This window comes from Enterococcus mundtii (genome assembly GCF_002947535.1).
GTDB lineage: Bacteria > Bacillota > Bacilli > Lactobacillales > Enterococcaceae > Enterococcus_B > Enterococcus_B mundtii_B.
Map to the genome: position 1 here is coordinate 1 of NZ_PUAP01000010.1, position 16,666 is coordinate 16,666.

The 16,666-nt window shown below is 38.1% G+C and carries 16 protein-coding genes and 1 pseudogene; all 17 read left to right on the top strand.

All coding sequences use genetic code 11. The features are described 5' to 3' along the window. Positions 1 to 681: pseudogene (locus CUS89_RS16275) on the top strand (hypothetical protein); the annotation flags it as partial. Then, on the top strand, positions 682 to 1,182 hold the full coding sequence (locus tag CUS89_RS02875) for a hypothetical protein (RefSeq protein WP_104870972.1): 501 nt from the start codon (positions 682 to 684) through the stop codon (positions 1,180 to 1,182). A gap of 100 nt (positions 1,183 to 1,282) precedes the next feature. Then, on the top strand, positions 1,283 to 1,666 hold the full coding sequence (locus CUS89_RS02880) for a hypothetical protein (protein ID WP_104871069.1): 384 nt from the start codon (positions 1,283 to 1,285) through the stop codon (positions 1,664 to 1,666). 196 nt (positions 1,667 to 1,862) lie between these two features. After that, entirely contained in the window at positions 1,863 to 2,102 is a 240-nt protein-coding gene (locus CUS89_RS02885; RefSeq protein ID WP_258082368.1) for a hypothetical protein, read from the top strand. 110 nt (positions 2,103 to 2,212) lie between these two features. After that, entirely contained in the window at positions 2,213 to 2,584 is a 372-nt protein-coding gene (locus CUS89_RS02890; RefSeq protein ID WP_104870974.1) for a VOC family protein, read from the top strand. A 194-nt stretch (positions 2,585 to 2,778) separates the two neighbouring features. Next, positions 2,779 to 3,717, top strand: a complete 939-nt coding sequence (trhO, locus tag CUS89_RS02895) for an oxygen-dependent tRNA uridine(34) hydroxylase TrhO (RefSeq protein ID WP_104870975.1) — start codon at positions 2,779 to 2,781, stop codon at positions 3,715 to 3,717. Positions 3,718 to 3,908: 191 nt separating this feature from the next. Further along, entirely contained in the window at positions 3,909 to 4,646 is a 738-nt protein-coding gene (locus CUS89_RS02900) for a metallophosphoesterase family protein (protein ID WP_104870976.1), read from the top strand. A gap of 302 nt (positions 4,647 to 4,948) precedes the next feature. After that, on the top strand, positions 4,949 to 7,129 hold the full coding sequence (locus CUS89_RS02905) for a Tex family protein (protein ID WP_104870977.1): 2,181 nt from the start codon (positions 4,949 to 4,951) through the stop codon (positions 7,127 to 7,129). Then, positions 7,126 to 7,593 (top strand): SprT family protein, encoded by a 468-nt coding sequence (locus CUS89_RS02910; protein ID WP_104870978.1) that lies wholly within the window; start codon positions 7,126 to 7,128, stop codon positions 7,591 to 7,593. The genes CUS89_RS02905 and CUS89_RS02910 overlap by 4 nt, the downstream gene beginning before the upstream one ends. 21 nt (positions 7,594 to 7,614) lie before the next feature. Continuing rightward, on the top strand, positions 7,615 to 8,373 hold the full coding sequence (locus CUS89_RS02915; protein WP_104870979.1) for a YdcF family protein: 759 nt from the start codon (positions 7,615 to 7,617) through the stop codon (positions 8,371 to 8,373). 137 nt (positions 8,374 to 8,510) lie between these two features. Continuing rightward, the gene (gene murC, locus CUS89_RS02920; protein WP_104870980.1) at positions 8,511 to 9,845 is read left to right on the top strand and encodes a UDP-N-acetylmuramate--L-alanine ligase; all 1,335 of its coding nucleotides are present in this window, start codon (positions 8,511 to 8,513) and stop codon (positions 9,843 to 9,845) included. Between the two features lie 327 nt (positions 9,846 to 10,172). Further along, positions 10,173 to 10,646: a MaoC/PaaZ C-terminal domain-containing protein gene (locus CUS89_RS02925; protein WP_019722649.1), complete on the top strand. Its 474-nt coding sequence runs from the start codon at positions 10,173 to 10,175 to the stop codon at positions 10,644 to 10,646. A gap of 1 nt (position 10,647) precedes the next feature. Further along, positions 10,648 to 11,328: a Bax inhibitor-1/YccA family protein gene (locus tag CUS89_RS02930; protein WP_104870981.1), complete on the top strand. Its 681-nt coding sequence runs from the start codon at positions 10,648 to 10,650 to the stop codon at positions 11,326 to 11,328. 321 nt (positions 11,329 to 11,649) lie between these two features. Then, a complete protein-coding gene (polA, locus tag CUS89_RS02935) occupies positions 11,650 to 14,295 on the top strand; it encodes a DNA polymerase I (protein ID WP_104870982.1) in 2,646 nt (881 codons plus the stop codon). A 280-nt stretch (positions 14,296 to 14,575) separates the two neighbouring features. Continuing rightward, positions 14,576 to 15,412 carry a DNA-formamidopyrimidine glycosylase gene (mutM, locus tag CUS89_RS02940; protein WP_104870983.1) on the top strand — a complete coding sequence of 279 codons (837 nt, stop codon included), beginning with the start codon at positions 14,576 to 14,578 and terminating at the stop codon, positions 15,410 to 15,412. Continuing rightward, complete coding sequence (gene coaE / locus CUS89_RS02945; RefSeq protein ID WP_104870984.1) at positions 15,385 to 16,005, top strand: dephospho-CoA kinase; 621 nt, start codon at positions 15,385 to 15,387, stop codon at positions 16,003 to 16,005. Before mutM ends, coaE begins: the two co-directional genes overlap by 28 nt. Positions 16,006 to 16,062: 57 nt before the next feature. Further along, positions 16,063 to 16,395 (top strand): CsbD family protein, encoded by a 333-nt coding sequence (locus CUS89_RS02950; protein ID WP_104870985.1) that lies wholly within the window; start codon positions 16,063 to 16,065, stop codon positions 16,393 to 16,395. The last annotated feature ends 271 nt before the right edge of the window (positions 16,396 to 16,666 follow it).

A 16,666-nucleotide genomic window follows, 5' to 3' on the forward strand; every position in this document is an offset into this window, starting at 1 on the left:
CAATATGTCACGAAAGTAGGGCACTACTTAGAACCTGAACTGATCCAGTTCATGACGTACGATACCTACCAAGAGAAAGTCAATGCAGCATGGCGTCAAGGTGTCAATTATGAAACCGGCGAAAAATTAGACCCACTCTTAGGCAGTCTCGTCTCTACCTCGCAATACGTTAAAGACGGCTACACATGGATCAACGAATCTGAACTCGGTCAAGCCCTGATGATCTTAGGCTTTACTTATGCGTCTTACAAAGTATTGACGACCACTGGTGTGAAGCATGTAGAGAATGGTAAGATTGAGGAGGTGAGTGTTAGTAACATAACAAATCCTGATATAGAAAATAAGCTTGATTACGTTTTTGGAAAAGCCAAGGGTAATAAACATAATATTCAGAGATCACAAACTATGAAAAATGAACTAAGTAAGATTGGTATTCTTGATACACCTACAAATAGAGATTTTTTAAGTAGCCATCTAAAAGATGTATTAAAAGACTCATCTAATATTTCAAAGACGGAAAGTAGAAGCTATGTAGCAAAAGAGCTGTATGGTAAACCAACGGTAAACTATACAGCTACTGTAAGAGAAAGTTTTTTAAAAGGCCCAAACGGAGGTGTTAAAATTGAGTCGGTTTGGGATGGAGATAGGTTATTAACAATAATTATTAAAGGTGGGAGATAAGTGAGCTCATTTGAAAAAAAAATTTATGAATCAGCAATAGAATTAAAAGATAGTTTAAGAAAAAGATCATTCTTACTTGGTGAAGATATAGCCGAAAGTAACCAATTTATAAAATTTAGTAATAATTTAATTGACGTAGGATTTATATACGATGATTTGGGATTAGAACCTCAGATGAACATATCAACTCGTTCAAATAAAGTGTTTTTAGGAATAAATAGTCTTTCCGCATGTTTAGATTCTGCAAATATGTCGGTGTCTTTTGAAAAGAAATTACCTTCTCTGTTGTATGAAATAATGATAGATCCGAGCTCTAAATACATTATGTTTATTTGTGAGCTGGATATACTCGTTTACGAAAGTAGTGGGTCATTATTATGGCATATGGGATTCAGAAATATTGTTGAAGACTATTACTTAAAAAGGGATGACTCGATCGTTATTGAGTGTGGAGATGGTGATATAACCATGTTTTCTTTAGAGTCAGGGAAAATAAAATGAATAGATCACATCGTCACCCATTTTGTCTTATCTTTTCTGGAGTATGATAAGTATAAATATAGAATTTGACTCTATTCAAAATCTAAAAAGGAAAATTATAGTGAAAGAAAAACGACTAGCAAATATCCTACAATTGTACGACAAACAACAAACATTTAAAATTGCAGACTTCTTAACTTCAGAAATAGATAAAGATAACCTGCAAGATACAATAGATTTCGTAGTTTCTAATAATAGTAACAATAGTAATTTTAAAGATGAGCTGTATGAAGAAGACGAATACGAAGGAATATTTTTAGAAGGCAATCAATATTTATTAGCTAGTTCTGAAGGAGAAGTAACGATAATAGATATGATAAGTGAGGATCATGGTGTTAGTGTAAAAGACACCCGTGTAAAATTTACGGAAGAAAGTTTTATTATTCTAATAACAAATAAAGAAGAAACTCTTGACTGGATAAAAAAATATAGGGCGGATAAATAAAAATAGAAGAACTTTGAAATCAATGTTTTAATTAATGAAATTGTATCTTTTAAAACCACAGGAGATAATACAAGATGAGTAATATAAAAAAGTAAACTGGATAGATGAAGACTCAGGAGAAGCTGATATTTTACTTTCAGATGGCTTATATTCCATTGAATGTTTTTGTAGTGATTGTGATGTATCAGAAGGTGATATGTTCACAGATATAATTTATGGATTTAACATCAAACACATTGTTAAAAGTTTAAATGAAGAATATATAGTAGATAAAAAAACTGATTACTATCATGTTCAGGGAGAGCTTGTAGATTTGAAAAACAAAATTCTTCAAATAGGAGAATTTAAAATAGATTTGTCAGATGGGAATATACCTAAGGATATTAAACAAAATGAGTACGTAGAAGCTGACATTTCAAGGATTGATATTTATTAAATAAGATGAAATGATTGCAAAATAAGAGCTTATCCATTCATCTCCTACATAGATTTTCAGTACCAGCTATGCTAAACTAGCTAGGACAAAAAAAGTGGAGGAATGAATAGATGTTTACAAATGAAATGAAAATCATGTTATATGTAGATGACGTTGAAAAAAATGCAGATTTCTGGCAGCAGATCGGTTTTGTGGAGTTGGATCGTCAAGAAATGGATGGTACATTGATTATTGAGATTGCCCAATCAAAAGATGCGGGTACTGCGTTTGTTTTATATGATCGTGAATTTATCGAACAGCATTCACCAGGCACAGCTAGTGGGGCACCTTCTTTGATGTTCTATAGTGCGGATATTTTTGATCTATATAAAAAGATGCAACAATTAGAAGTGACATTAGGTGATTTAGTCCATTTAGGTGAAGAATATGTATTCAATTTTGCAGATCCCGATGGCAATTACTTTGCTGTGACAGGAAAATAATTTACTTAGTAAGATTAAGGCAAGAACTCCGACTGATATTTTAGTCGGTTTTTTTGTGTCTATGAATACATAAAATTACAATATTTATATTATGTAAACTACACTTGCGCAAAAATACACAAGCAGAAATATCGTCATTTCATTTATACTTCTTTATACTGTTATGGAATGAATTGAAGGAAGGAAGTAACTAAATGGATTACCAAGTACTACTATATTATAAATATACAACAATTTCTGACCCTGAACTTTTTGCGAAAGAGCATCTGGCTTTTTGTCGATCACTAAATTTAAAAGGTCGTATCCTTGTCGCAGAAGAGGGGATCAATGGAACAGTTTCTGGAACGATTGCGGAGACTGAGGCATACATGGAAGCGATGTTGGCAGATGAGCGTTTTGCCGACACATTTTTCAAAATTGATCCTAGCGAGGGTCATGCGTTTAAAAAAATGTTTGTTCGTGCGCGTCCTGAACTAGTTTCACTAAAACTAGAAGATGACATTGATCCAAAAGAAATGACTGGTGCTTATTTATCGCCTAAAGAATTTAAAGAAGCGATTCTTGATGAAGATACTGTTGTAATCGATGCACGAAATGACTATGAATATGATCTTGGGCATTTTAGAGGAGCAGTTCGCCCCGATATTCGTAGCTTTAGAGAACTGCCACAATGGATTCGTGATCACAAAGAAGAGTTTATGGAAAAGCGAGTCGTGACTTACTGTACTGGTGGGATTCGCTGTGAGAAGTTTTCAGGTTGGTTAGTGAGAGAAGGATTTAAAGACGTCGGTCAATTACATGGTGGTATTGCGACCTATGGCAAAGACCCAGAAGTCCAAGGGGAACTATGGGATGGCAAAATGTACGTTTTTGATGAGCGTATCGCTGTCGACATCAATCATGTAGATAAGCAGATCGTTGGGAAAGACTGGTTTGATGGTACTCCTTGCGAACGTTATATCAACTGTGCAAATCCAGAGTGTAATCGTCAAATGTTAGCATCAGTGGAAAACGAAGAAAAACATTTAGGCTCATGTTCAGTAGCATGTGCCAAACATCCGCATAATCGCTATGTCAAAGAAAGAAATCTATCTACGGAAGACATCGATGCGCATCTAGCAGCATTTGTATAATTTTTCTAACAATCAAAGTAGACGTAGTTAGTGTTTATCAAATAAAATGAGAGTCATGAAAGTTGTTCTACAAATTTTCGTGGCTCTCATTTTAATTTGAAATCAGGAGATTTTTCCTTTAAAGATTCGGAAATTGTTGCTACCTATGATAGTGAAATTACGTTATAATCAAATGAAAAGGTGGTGGTATCATGAATAAACCATTTGTCTACGCAATCGGTGATGTCCATGGAAGTTATGATCTTTTTCAACAGTTATTGACACATTATGATCCCCGTATTCATCAATTAGTCTTGATCGGTGACCTGAATGATCGCGGTCCTAAAACAAAAGATTGTTTTTTACTAGGAATGAAGCTAGTAAAAGAAACTGGTGCGGTCTACTTGCGAGGTAATCATGAAGAGTACTTCTTACAGTTTCTCCAAGAGCCGGAAGACTGGTATCCTTCTTATCTACGAAATGGTGGAAAAGAAACAATGGAAAGTCTCTTGCATCCAGGCGCAGCAGAGGAGTATTCACCCACTGAGATCGCCATGATGATCCGTTCAAGATATCGTGAGTTAGTGGATTTTTTATGCGATTTACCTTTGTATTATGAATGGGAAGACTATCTTTTTGTTCATGCGGGTGTCGATCTAACTAAAAAAGATTGGCATGAAACTAGCTCTAGCGATTTTTTATGGATCAGAGAGCCTTTTCATGTGCGAAAGAATCGGACGGGTAAGACGATCGTATTTGGTCATACGATCACGCCACTACTCCATGGAGATATGCAAACGACTGATTTATGGATAAACGATCAGAAAATCGGGATCGATGGCGGAGCTGTTTTTGGTGGATCGATGCACGGTGTACTTTTTGATCCAACTAGAATCATTCAAGATATCGAGTATCAAAACAATCAAGGACCATGGCAACCGCGTGATTGACCAGCAAAAGCTTTTGATAAACTTATCTAGTTCCGATAAATAAGCCGAGAAACCCGAAATTTGTTGTTCAAATTTTTGGGCTTTTTAGCTTAGTGCTGAAAGTCAGTTTTTTGGAACACCGTTGATTCGGTTAAGGTTAGAAACAAACATGGATTTTATTTTTGGCTCGGACACCGTTTAGTTACATTTAGAAATACCAGAATCTATGCTAAAATAAATCAGTATGATTTTTTTGATTCTTGCTTTTTTAAAGTAGTAATACATAGCAAGTATCGATTTCGACTTAGAAAAGAGGCTATTTAATGACAGACAAAGTGAATCCCACGATCCTAGACCTTGTAAAAAAAGAATTGGCAGATTATCAAGCAAAGCAGCTAACGACTGTATTGAATTTATTAGCAGAAGGTAACACGGTGCCTTTTATTGCTCGTTACCGTAAAGAAATGACCGGAAGCTTGGACGAAGTGCAAATTCGTGAAATCGAAGAGCGCTATGCTTATTTAGAAAATTTGGAAAAACGTAAAACTGAAGTCTTACGTTTGATTGATGAACAAGGAAAATTGACGCCAGAATTACAACAAAGTATTACGCAATCGGTGAAGATGCAACAAGTGGAAGACTTGTATCGTCCGTATAAACAAAAACGGAGAACGAAAGCGACGATCGCAAAAGAAAAAGGGTTAGAACCTTTAGCGACTTGGTTATTGACCTTTACGTCTGAGGATGTTTTGAGCGAAGCAGCTAAATACGTCACTGAAGAAGTTCCAACGCCTGAAGAAGCCTTACAAGGTGCCCATGAGATCATTGCGGAGCAAGTAAGTGACAACGCAAAATTCAGAACCTGGGTCCGTTCCTATACGTACAACAAGGGCCTGTATGAAAGTACGGTCAAGAACAAAGAGAATGATGAAAAAGGCGTATATGAAATGTATTATGAGTTCTCTGAACCGATTCATAAAATCGTTTCTCATCGAATCTTAGCGACCAATCGTGGAGAAAAAGAAGAAGTATTGAAAGTCAATTTAACGGTTGATGAAGCAGCGATTTTGACTTACTTGGAAAGACAACTGATTTCTGATACGAATTCGCCTTCTGCTACTTATGTTCGTTTAGCGATCCACGATAGTTACAAACGATTCATTCAACCTGCGATCGAACGGGAAGTCCGTAATGAGTTGACCGAAAAAGCGGATGAGCAAGCAATCGCTATATTTGGCGAGAATCTGCGTAACTTGTTATTGCAACCACCTTTGAAAGGGAAAGTCGTTTTAGGCTTTGACCCGGCTTATCGTACCGGCTGTAAATTAGCAGTGGTTGATGCGACAGGTAAGGTTTTAGCGATTGAAGTGATCTACCCGCACAAACCGGCGAATCAAGCAAAAAGAGCCGAAGCAGGTCCTGCATTTGTGAAATTGATTGATCAGTATCAAGTGGACATGGTTGCAATCGGTAATGGGACGGCGAGCCGTGAATCGGAGTTATTTGTGGCAGAACAGTTGAAGTTAGCCAAACATCAAGCGTTTTATGCCATCGTCAATGAAGCCGGAGCTTCTGTCTATTCTGCAAGTGATATTGCCCGTAAAGAATTTCCTGAGTTACAAGTGGAAGAACGGAGTGCAGTTTCGATTGCTAGAAGACTACAAGATCCGTTGGCTGAATTAGTGAAGATCGATCCGAAGGCTGTTGGCGTGGGTCAGTATCAACATGATGTTTCACAAAAACGATTAGCAGAACAGTTGGATTTTGTTGTTGAAACGGCAGTGAACCAAGTAGGGGTCGATGTCAATACAGCGAGTCCTCAGTTGTTGCAACATATTTCAGGTCTGAACAAGACGACTGCTCAAAACATCGTGACTTATCGTGAGGAGAATGGGGCATTTGCTTCTCGTACACAGTTGAAGAAGGTCCCACGCTTAGGACCAAAAGCCTATGAACAAGCGATCGGTTTCCTACGCGTGCCTGGTGGGAAACATGTACTTGATAATACTGCGATCCATCCAGAGAGTTATGCAGTAGCAAAAGAGATTTTACAGGCAAACCAATTATCTGAAAAAGACTTAGGAACAAAAGACGCAATCGAAAAATTAAGTCAACTTTCTCCGCAACATTTGGCGCAACAGGTGCCAGTAGGTGAAGAAACATTGAAAGATATTCTTGAAGGGTTGACCCAACCAGGACGAGACATGCGAGATGAAATGCCTGCACCACTTTTGCGTTCAGATGTACTAAGTATGGAAGACTTGAAACATGGCATGGAATTAAAAGGAACAGTCCGAAACGTGATCGATTTTGGGGCATTCGTCGATATTGGTGTGAAACAAGATGGTTTAGTCCATATCTCAAAATTAAGCAATAAATTCGTCAAACATCCAACTGACGTTGTTTCCGTTGGGGATGTCGTCACTGTTTGGATTGAACAAGTGGATACGAACAAAGGGCGCATCAGTCTAACGATGCTTTCGCCTTACGAGGAAAAAGCGTGACACAAGAAGAATTGCAACAGTTAGTCGAAGAGGTTTCTTTGATAAGCTTCCAGCGTCCGTTCAGCCACCAAGCAATGTTCAATAAGCGTTTGAAAACAACAGGTGGTAGGTATCATTTGAATGATCACCACTTAGATTTTAATCCGACGATGTTTGCGGTTGCCGACCGAGAAACGATTATTGGGATCATCAAGCATGAGTTGTGTCATTACCATCTTCACTTGACCGGAAAAGGCTACCGTCACCGGGACAAGGACTTCAAAAATTTATTGACTAAGACAGGTGGATTACGGTATGCACCAGTTACTCCCTCAAATCGAAACCGAAAAATCGAAGGGTATCAATGCCAACAATGTGCTGGATGGATTTATCGTAAAAGAAAAATCAATACAGATCGCTATTTATGTGGGCGGTGTAGAGGACGATTGGTTTGGAAAGAAACTACGTACTTGGATGTTGAGTAATTGTATGAGGAGAGAAACAAAATGACAGATGAACGATCGAAAAATGCGGACTGGAATTGCTTATTGGATTTTTTAGCAGAAGCTGACCCACAGGAGTGTTCGGAACTAAAAGCACCAATATTGATTTTAGCTGGGAATTGTTTGCCTGTTTTAGTAGATGAGGCAGCAAAAGCTTACTTGAATCAACAGGTCGAGCAAATCGTTTTAGTCGGTGGGATCGGGCATGCGACGAAATATCTCTACAAAAACTTCGAAAAACAAGGATTTTTATTTGAAGAAGGATTAAGTGAAAGTGAGATTTGTGCCCGCTATTTGGTTGAAAAATATGGTTTACCTGAACAGGCGCTATTGTTAGAAACAGAGTCAACCAATTGTGGTGAGAATGCTTCATTTTCATACACCTTATTAAAAGAGGATGGACCATTACCTGAAAGGGTTCTTTTGATGAATGATCCGACGTTACAACGACGCACAAAGGCGACTTTTGAGAAGGAATGGGGCAATGAGTCTGTCCATTTTTATAATTATGTACCGATACTTCCACAAGTGACTGAAAGTACCAAGGGATTCAAGTTCTCTGATCAAAGACTAAATGACTTGTGGCCTTCTGATTATTTCCAGGCCTTAGTATTTGGAGAAATGGTTCGTTTGAAAGATGATGCCCAAGGTTACGGACCTAATGGAACGGGATTTATTGATCATGTCGACATCCCAGATGAAGTGTGGTCTGCTTATTTACGTCTCTTAGCGATGAATGAAAAAGTTTCGCTAAAAAGGTAGTCAGAACGCTAATATTTAAGGAACTGGAGATCATCCGAATAAATTTGGTTGAAATTTTTTATCGTTTATAAGATAATGGGTTTCGTGTTGAATGTATGAATAAAATAATGGATGATAGTTAAGAGAAGAGGATTCAAATGAAAAATCAAGAAAATTTGTACCACTTTGTTGGTATTAAAGGCTCAGGCATGAGCTCTTTGGCACTTGTATTACATGAAAAAGGATTAAACGTCCAAGGATCAGATATCGAAAAATATTTCTTTACCCAAAGAGATTTAGAAAAAGCCAATATCCCGATCTTGCCGTTTGATGCAGAAAACGTCAAACCAGGAATGATCGTGATCGCCGGTAATGCTTTTCCAGATTCACACGAAGAGATCCAACGTGCAAAAGAGCTTGGATTAGAAGTGATCCGTTACCATGATTTTATTGCAGATTTTATCCAAAATTATACGAGTATCGCTGTCACTGGTTCCCATGGGAAAACAAGTACGACAGGATTATTATCACATGTATTGACAGGGATTCGTCCGACAAGTTACTTGATTGGTGACGGCACTGGTCATGGTGATCCAGAGGCAGAATTCTTTGCTTTTGAAGCATGTGAATATCGTCGTCACTTTTTAGCTTACTCTCCTGATTATGTGATCATGACGAATATCGATTTTGATCATCCTGATTATTATACAAGTATCGATGATGTTTTCTCTGCTTTTCAAACGATGGCAAAACAAGTCAAAAAAGCAATCTTTGCTTACGGAGATGACGATTATTTAAGAAAATTAGAAGCAGATGTGCCAATCTATTATTACGGTATGAATGAGGATGACGATATCCAAGCACGTAATATTGAACGTACCACAACTGGCTCAGCTTTTGATGTCTTCCATGGAGATGAATTTGTTGGACACTTTACAGTTCCGGCATTTGGCAAACACAATATTCTGAATGCACTTGGTGTTATCGCAGTTGCTTACTTCGAGAAGCTAGATGTCAAAGAAGTTGCTGACGAAATGTTGACATTCCCTGGTGTGAAACGCCGTTTTAGCGAGAAAATCGTGGCTGATATGACAGTCGTTGATGACTATGCTCACCATCCAGCTGAAATCAAAGCTACTATTGATGGCGCGCGTCAGAAATATCCAGATAAAGAAATCATTGCGGTCTTCCAACCTCATACATTTACTCGTACGATTGCCTTGATGGATGAATTTGCCGAAGCCTTAGATTTAGCTGACCGCGTGTATCTATGTGATATTTTTGGTTCTGCCCGTGAAGAACAAGGGGACGTTAAAATCGAAGACCTAGGGGCAAAAATCAAAAAAGGTGGTCAAGTAATCAAAGAAGATAATGTTTCGCCGTTATTAGACTACCACGAAGCAGTGATTATTTTCATGGGTGCTGGTGATGTTCAAAAATTTGAACAAGCGTATGAAAAATTATTGAGTAGTACAACGAAAAACGTTCTTTGATCAGTTAAGTGAATAAAAGAAGTTAGCGTCAAAAGGGGTTGTCATGTGATAGCCCCTTTTGGCTTTTTTTGTGTTTATTTTTTTCTCTACCAATGTCTATTGCCTTAATGATCCTATGTGTTCGATCGAATTAAGAAATTTTAAAGTATCCAGACAAAATACGCTCGGTTTTTATTCAAATATGCTATAGTCTTCAATAAATAACGCAGAATCAAAAAAAGACCGAACTTACATAAGCGAAAGATGAATGCATGTTCTGTAACTTGCGTTTTTTGTATGATTTGGTACAATTGGTACGAATGAATAAATAAACTGGAGGGTTTAAACTTGAACATAAGTAAACCGCGTAAATTAGGAAAAACAATCAATGAAATCGAGGAAGGTGACTCGTTATCTTTAACAGAATCAATTGAAGATAATCAGTTATTATTGTATTTAGGATTAACAAACGATGCCAACCCTTTATATATCCAACATGATTTTGCACAGAAAACGGAATATCATCAACCAATTGTTCCAACTGTGATGCTGATGGGAATCATTACAAGTGCAGTGTCCAAACACTTGCCTGGTCCAGGTTCTCATGTGGTGAATTTTTCAGCTAATTTTGTCGAGCCGGTTTTTCATTATGAAACATTGACGTTTCAGTTTGAAGTCATTCGAGTGGATAAGATGAAAAATGTTGTGACTATTTCAGTGGAGGCCACGAATACACAAGACAATCGTGTGTTAGACGCAGTAGTCATGGTACAGCCACCAGAATTAGAACAAGAATTAACTCTTGAAAGTGAAGGTGAATAAGATGAACAATCAAATCATATCAAATAGTATCAACCGCTTTTATGCGAAAGTCTACGGATTCTTAGGGATCGGTTTAGCGCTAAGTGCGATCACTTCCTATTTAGCGATCCAAGTCTTTCCTTATCAAGTAGCAAGTTTTATCAATAATTTTCCATTAGGTTTTATGGGATTGTGGATCGTCCAAATCATTTTGGTTTTAGTTTTAGGAGCGAAAGCACAAAAAAATCCAAGCTTAGCAATCGGTGGATTTATCGCATATTCCTTGTTGAACGGCGTAGTTTTAGCTGTTACATTAGCTTTTTATGATATCGGAACGATCACAACTGCTTTTATTTCAGCAACTGGAATGTTCATCGGGATGTCAGCAATCGGGATGTTCACTAAAAAAGATCTAACAGGTGTGGGTCGTGCCGGAATGGCAGCTTTGATCGGCGTGATCATTGCGATGGTCTTGAATGTATTTATCTTAAGAAGTAGTGCAGTTGAACTGTTCATCTCATTATTACTTGTCGTGATTTTTGCAGGGATCACCGCTTATGATAACCAAAAGATCGGAAATGTTTATGTCCAATCAAATGGGCAAGCAAATAGTGGGGTCGCCGTATTCTTAGCACTTCAACTATATCTTGATTTCATCAACTTGTTCTTAGCATTCTTGCGAATCTTTGGACGTAATAACTAAGCAATAAACGAAGAGCAAGATAAAAATATCTCTCACATGAAAAGATAGAATCCACAGAATTTGATCGTCAAATTCTAGTGGGTTCTTTTTTTGGTGTCATCGATATCATTTGAAACTGTTTTTGAATTTTATCCTACTGCTCAAGCTAGATTACTTTGTTCGCAATCTAGGATAAACGATGTTCAAGAAGTAATATTTCTGCCTTACGTCTTAGTACGGACCGCTTTTCCCACAACCTTTTACTTATCCGTTTTTTCTTTTCGCATTCTTTGTCATTCTTTGTTAGAATGAGAAAGAACTTTATAGTGAGGAGTTAAGCGGATGACTAAAAATAAATTATTGCTCGTTGACGGAAATAGTGTGGCCTTTCGTGCATTCTTTGCGTTGCACAATTCGTTGGAACGTTTTAAAAATCGTAATGGGTTGCATACAAACGCGATCTATGCGTTTCATAATATGTTTGAGAATGTCATGCAAAAAGAACAACCAACGCATGTTTTGGTTGCTTTTGATGCGGGAAAAACAACATTCCGAACAGAAATGTACGCAGAATACAAAGGTGGCCGTTCAAAGACACCGGGAGAATTCAAAGAACAAATGCCTTATATCCGTGAGCTTCTAACCGGTCTAGGTGTGAAGTATTACGAGTTACCAAACTACGAGGCAGACGATATCATCGGTACTTTAGCAGAAAAAGTGGATAAAGAAACATTCGATGTAGTTGTCTTGTCCGGTGACCGAGATTTAACACAGTTGGCATCAAAAGAAATCAAAGTCGATATCACTGTGAAAGGTGTAAGCGATATTGAAAGTTATACGCCAGAACATGTGGCGGAAAAATATGATGGCCTTACACCGAAACAAATCATCGATATGAAGGGATTAGCAGGGGATGCTTCAGATAACATTCCTGGCGTAACTAAGATCGGTGAGAAAACAGCGATCAAACTGTTGAATCAATATGGCTCTGTCGAAGGGATCTATGAACATATCGACGAAATGAAACAAAGTAAAATGAAAGAAAATCTGATCAATGACAAAGAGCAAGCTTTCTTGTCTAAAAAATTAGCAACGATCGATACAGATGCGCCAGTAGAAGTTGATATTGATTCTCTTGAATATCAAGGGAAAGACTTAGATAAATTGGTACCTTTCTTCAAGGAAATGGATTTCAAACAATTCCTTGCTAATTTAGATGTGGTCGAAGAACAAGTGGAAATGAAAGATATTTTGTTTGAAGTGGTCCATGAATATGATGAAAGCATGTTCCAGACAAATATGGCGTTATATGTCGAGATGATGGGAGACAACTATCATACAGAAGACATCGTTGGTGTGGCTTGGGGAACATCAGAAAAAATCTATGTGACAGACGATTTAGCGATTTTTGAAAATGAAGCCTTTCTTTCATGGATCAGGGACAAGACTCGGCTGAAAAATGTATATGATGCTAAGCGTACGTATGTGGCATTGAACCGCTATGCAACGAAATTACAAGGGATCGACTTTGATGTCTTACTAGGTGCCTATTTATTGGATACAAACGAGAAAAGTGAGGACATCGAAGGGATAGCTACACATTATGGGTATCACGATATCCAATCGGATGAATCCATCTACGGAAAAGGCGCGAAGAAAGGTCTACCAGAAGATGAGGAGGTTTTCTTTGCCCACCTAGCACGAAAAGTTTCAGCAATCAATGGCTTGACGCCTAAACTAAGTCAAGAATTAGCAGAAAAAAATCAAGAAGACCTTTTCCGAAAAATGGAATTACCTTTGTCGATCATCTTGGCTGAAATGGAAATCAGTGGGATCAAAGTGGATGCGACTCGTCTTCAAGAAATGAAAATCGAATTTTCGGATCGTTTGAGAGAGATCGAACGAAAAATCTATGAAGAGGCTGGAGAAGAATTCAATCTAAACTCACCCAAACAATTAGGTGTGATCCTTTTTGAAAAGATGGGTCTTCCAGTGATCAAAAAAACCAAAACAGGGTATTCGACTGCTGTTGATGTCTTAGAACAATTGCGTGAGCAAGCACCGATCGTTGATGATATTTTGATTTATCGCCAAATCGCTAAAATCCAATCGACCTATGTCGAAGGCTTATTGAAAGTGATCCAATCGGATGGAAAAGTCCATACTCGCTATGTTCAGACATTGACACAGACAGGTCGTTTAAGCTCGGTTGATCCGAACTTACAAAATATTCCGATCCGCTTAGATGAAGGTCGTAAGATCCGTCAAGCATTCGTTCCTAGAAATAAAGATTGGTTGATCTATTCTTCTGACTATTCTCAAATCGAATTGCGTGTATTGGCGCATATCTCAGATGATGAGCATTTGAAAGCTGCCTTTTTAGAAGGACAAGATATCCATTCAAGTACAGCAATGCGTGTATTCGGCATTGAAAAAGCCGAAGATGTCACACCTAATATGCGTCGTCAAGCGAAAGCAGTCAATTTCGGGATCGTCTATGGGATTTCTGATTATGGGTTATCACAAAACTTAGGGATTACTCGTAAAGCGGCACAACAATATATCGATACGTACTTTGAAAAATATCCAGGTGTCAAAGAATACATGGAGCGTATTGTTCGTGAAGCGAAAGATCAAGGCTTTGTAGAAACGCTCTATCATCGTCGTCGCTATTTACCAGATATCAATTCAAGAAACTACAACATTCGTTCATTTGCCGAACGAACAGCGATCAATACACCGATCCAAGGAAGCGCGGCGGATATTTTGAAAATCGCCATGATCGAATTAGACAAACGCTTGAAAGAATCAGACTTGCAAGCGACGATGTTGCTTCAAGTGCACGATGAATTAGTGTTTGAAGTGCCAGAAAGTGAATTAGAGATGTTAGATAAATTAGTCAGTGAAGTAATGGAACAAGCGGTTTCCTTGCACGTCCCATTGATCACAGATAGCAGCTGGGGCAAAACTTGGTATGAAGCTAAATAATTTTTTACTTTTATACCGATAGATAGACATCGAGGGAAGCTCTTGGATCGAGTTCGTTCGATCCAGGAGGAGGTTGTGACAGCAGTGTCCAACTCCGAGAAATAAGAAGAGAAACCCGAAAATTGTTTTTCAAATTTTTGGGTTTCTTGGCTTATTTCTGAAGGATTGCTTAGGGAACACCGTTTATTCAGTTTTTAAGTAAGAAATAAAAATGAATTTTATTTTTCCCCAGCTAAGTTCGATTCAAATCAAATAAGTTAAAATTGTAGGTGAAAAAAGGATGCCCGAATTACCAGAAGTTGAAACTGTCCGCAAAGGATTAGAAAAATTAGTGAAAAACAAAAAAATCAAAAACGTCCAAGTATTGTGGCCAAGAATCATTGAACAACCGGAGGTCCCGATATTTGAAGCAACGTTAATTGGTGAAACCATCGAATCGATTGGTCGTAGAGGGAAGTTTTTGATTTTTCACTTGAGTCATTATGAAATGATCTCCCATTTACGGATGGAAGGAAAATATCGATATTTTGAAAAAGAAGAACCAATCGATAAGCACACACATGTGATTTTTTCTTTTGAAGATGGCAGCCAATTACGGTACCACGATGTACGAAAATTCGGTCGTATGACGATCGTTGAAAAAGGAGCGAGCAATACCTATAAAGGAATCTTGAAATTAGGTCCAGAGCCGTTACCAGATCTATTCTTATTAAAAGACTTTACCTTAGGACTACAAAAGTCACACAAAGCCATCAAACCTTTGCTGCTTGATCAAAAGTTAGTCACAGGACTAGGGAATATCTACGTAGATGAAGCGTTATGGGAAGCGAAGATCCATCCAGAGCAACCAGCTGATTCTTTACGCCCGAAAGAAATCAAGTTACTCCGTCAAGCAATCATCGATGTGTTATCACGAGCAATTGAAGCAGGGGGAACAACGATCCGAAGTTATCTCAATGCGTTAGGCGAGTCAGGGAGTTTCCAAGTGGCTTTACATGTCTACGGACAGACAGGGCAAGCATGTGTTCGTTGTCAAACACCAATCGTGAAAACGAAAGTTGCGCAAAGGGGGACGCACTATTGTCCAACATGTCAGAAATTAAGAATACCCAAGTAGGATTTGTTTTAGGTTTGACAGGGGGGATTGCGACAGGTAAGAGTACGGCTGCTGCTGTTTTCCAACAATGTGGCTTTCCAGTGATCGATGCCGATATAGTGGCAAGAGAGGTCGTTGAACCTGATACGCCAGGACTTCAAGCGTTGGTTCAAGCATTCGGCAAAGAGATCATCCAACAGGATGGTCAGTTGGATCGGGCAAAGCTTGGACAATTGATTTTCGGTTCTGAAACTGCACGTGAGCAATTGAATCTAGTGTTAGATCCATTTATCCGCGGGAAAATCACTGAAGAAATCATAGAGAAGAAAGCAAAATATCCGCTGATCGTCGTCGATATTCCTTTATTATTTGAAGGGCATTATGATACACAAATGGATGCCGTCGCAGTGGTCTATATCCCAGAATCCCAACAAATCGAACGTTTGATGGTACGCAATCAATTATCGAAACAAGAAGCAGAACAACGGGTCAAAAGCCAATTGTCGATTGAGGAAAAGAAACGACGGGCGGATATCGTATTCGATAATCGTCAAAGCAAAGAATATTTATCCGCTGAAATCAAAAAATGGTTGTCATTTAATCGCTTTCTTTGAGTAAATTGCAACATTTTGCTATGCTATTTATATAAAGAAAGAGGGGGAGATGATACGATGGGTACATTCAAAAACCAAAAAGACAAAGTTGTAGGTTCTGCGAAAGAAAAAATTGGTGAGATTTTCCATAAAGAAGATTTACAGGAAAAGGGCCAGATCCAAGCAGAAGAAGGTAAGATCCGTGAAGATGAATACCGTGCGAGAATCGCTGAGTTAGAAGATCAACATGTCGAAAAAGAATCTAAGCGACAAGACTTGACAAAAGAACGTAAAGATCCCGAAACAAGTCCTGATGAAAACCAAGACCCCCAATTTGATCATCGTTCAACAGAACAAAAAATCGAAGAAGAACGTATGAAACGCTACACAGGAATCGAAGATAAGTTATAGGGATTTTCCCAACGTTTAGTAAAGCAGAATATCAAAAATGAAACAGACTGGTGGTTGACGCCAGTCTGTTTTCGTTCGTTGACATCAAAACACTACAAATCTTTCATTCTAAGCGATTTTTTAACTGGGACAGTCGCATTGCTTAATTGTTTCATGTTATACTAAAGTTAGTAATAAGAAAACGTTTATTACGATCCACTTGAACGAGTCCTATAGAAATCAGTGGAGAAAAAATTCATAAACAATAAGCAGTGAAGTTGCGAAAAATACT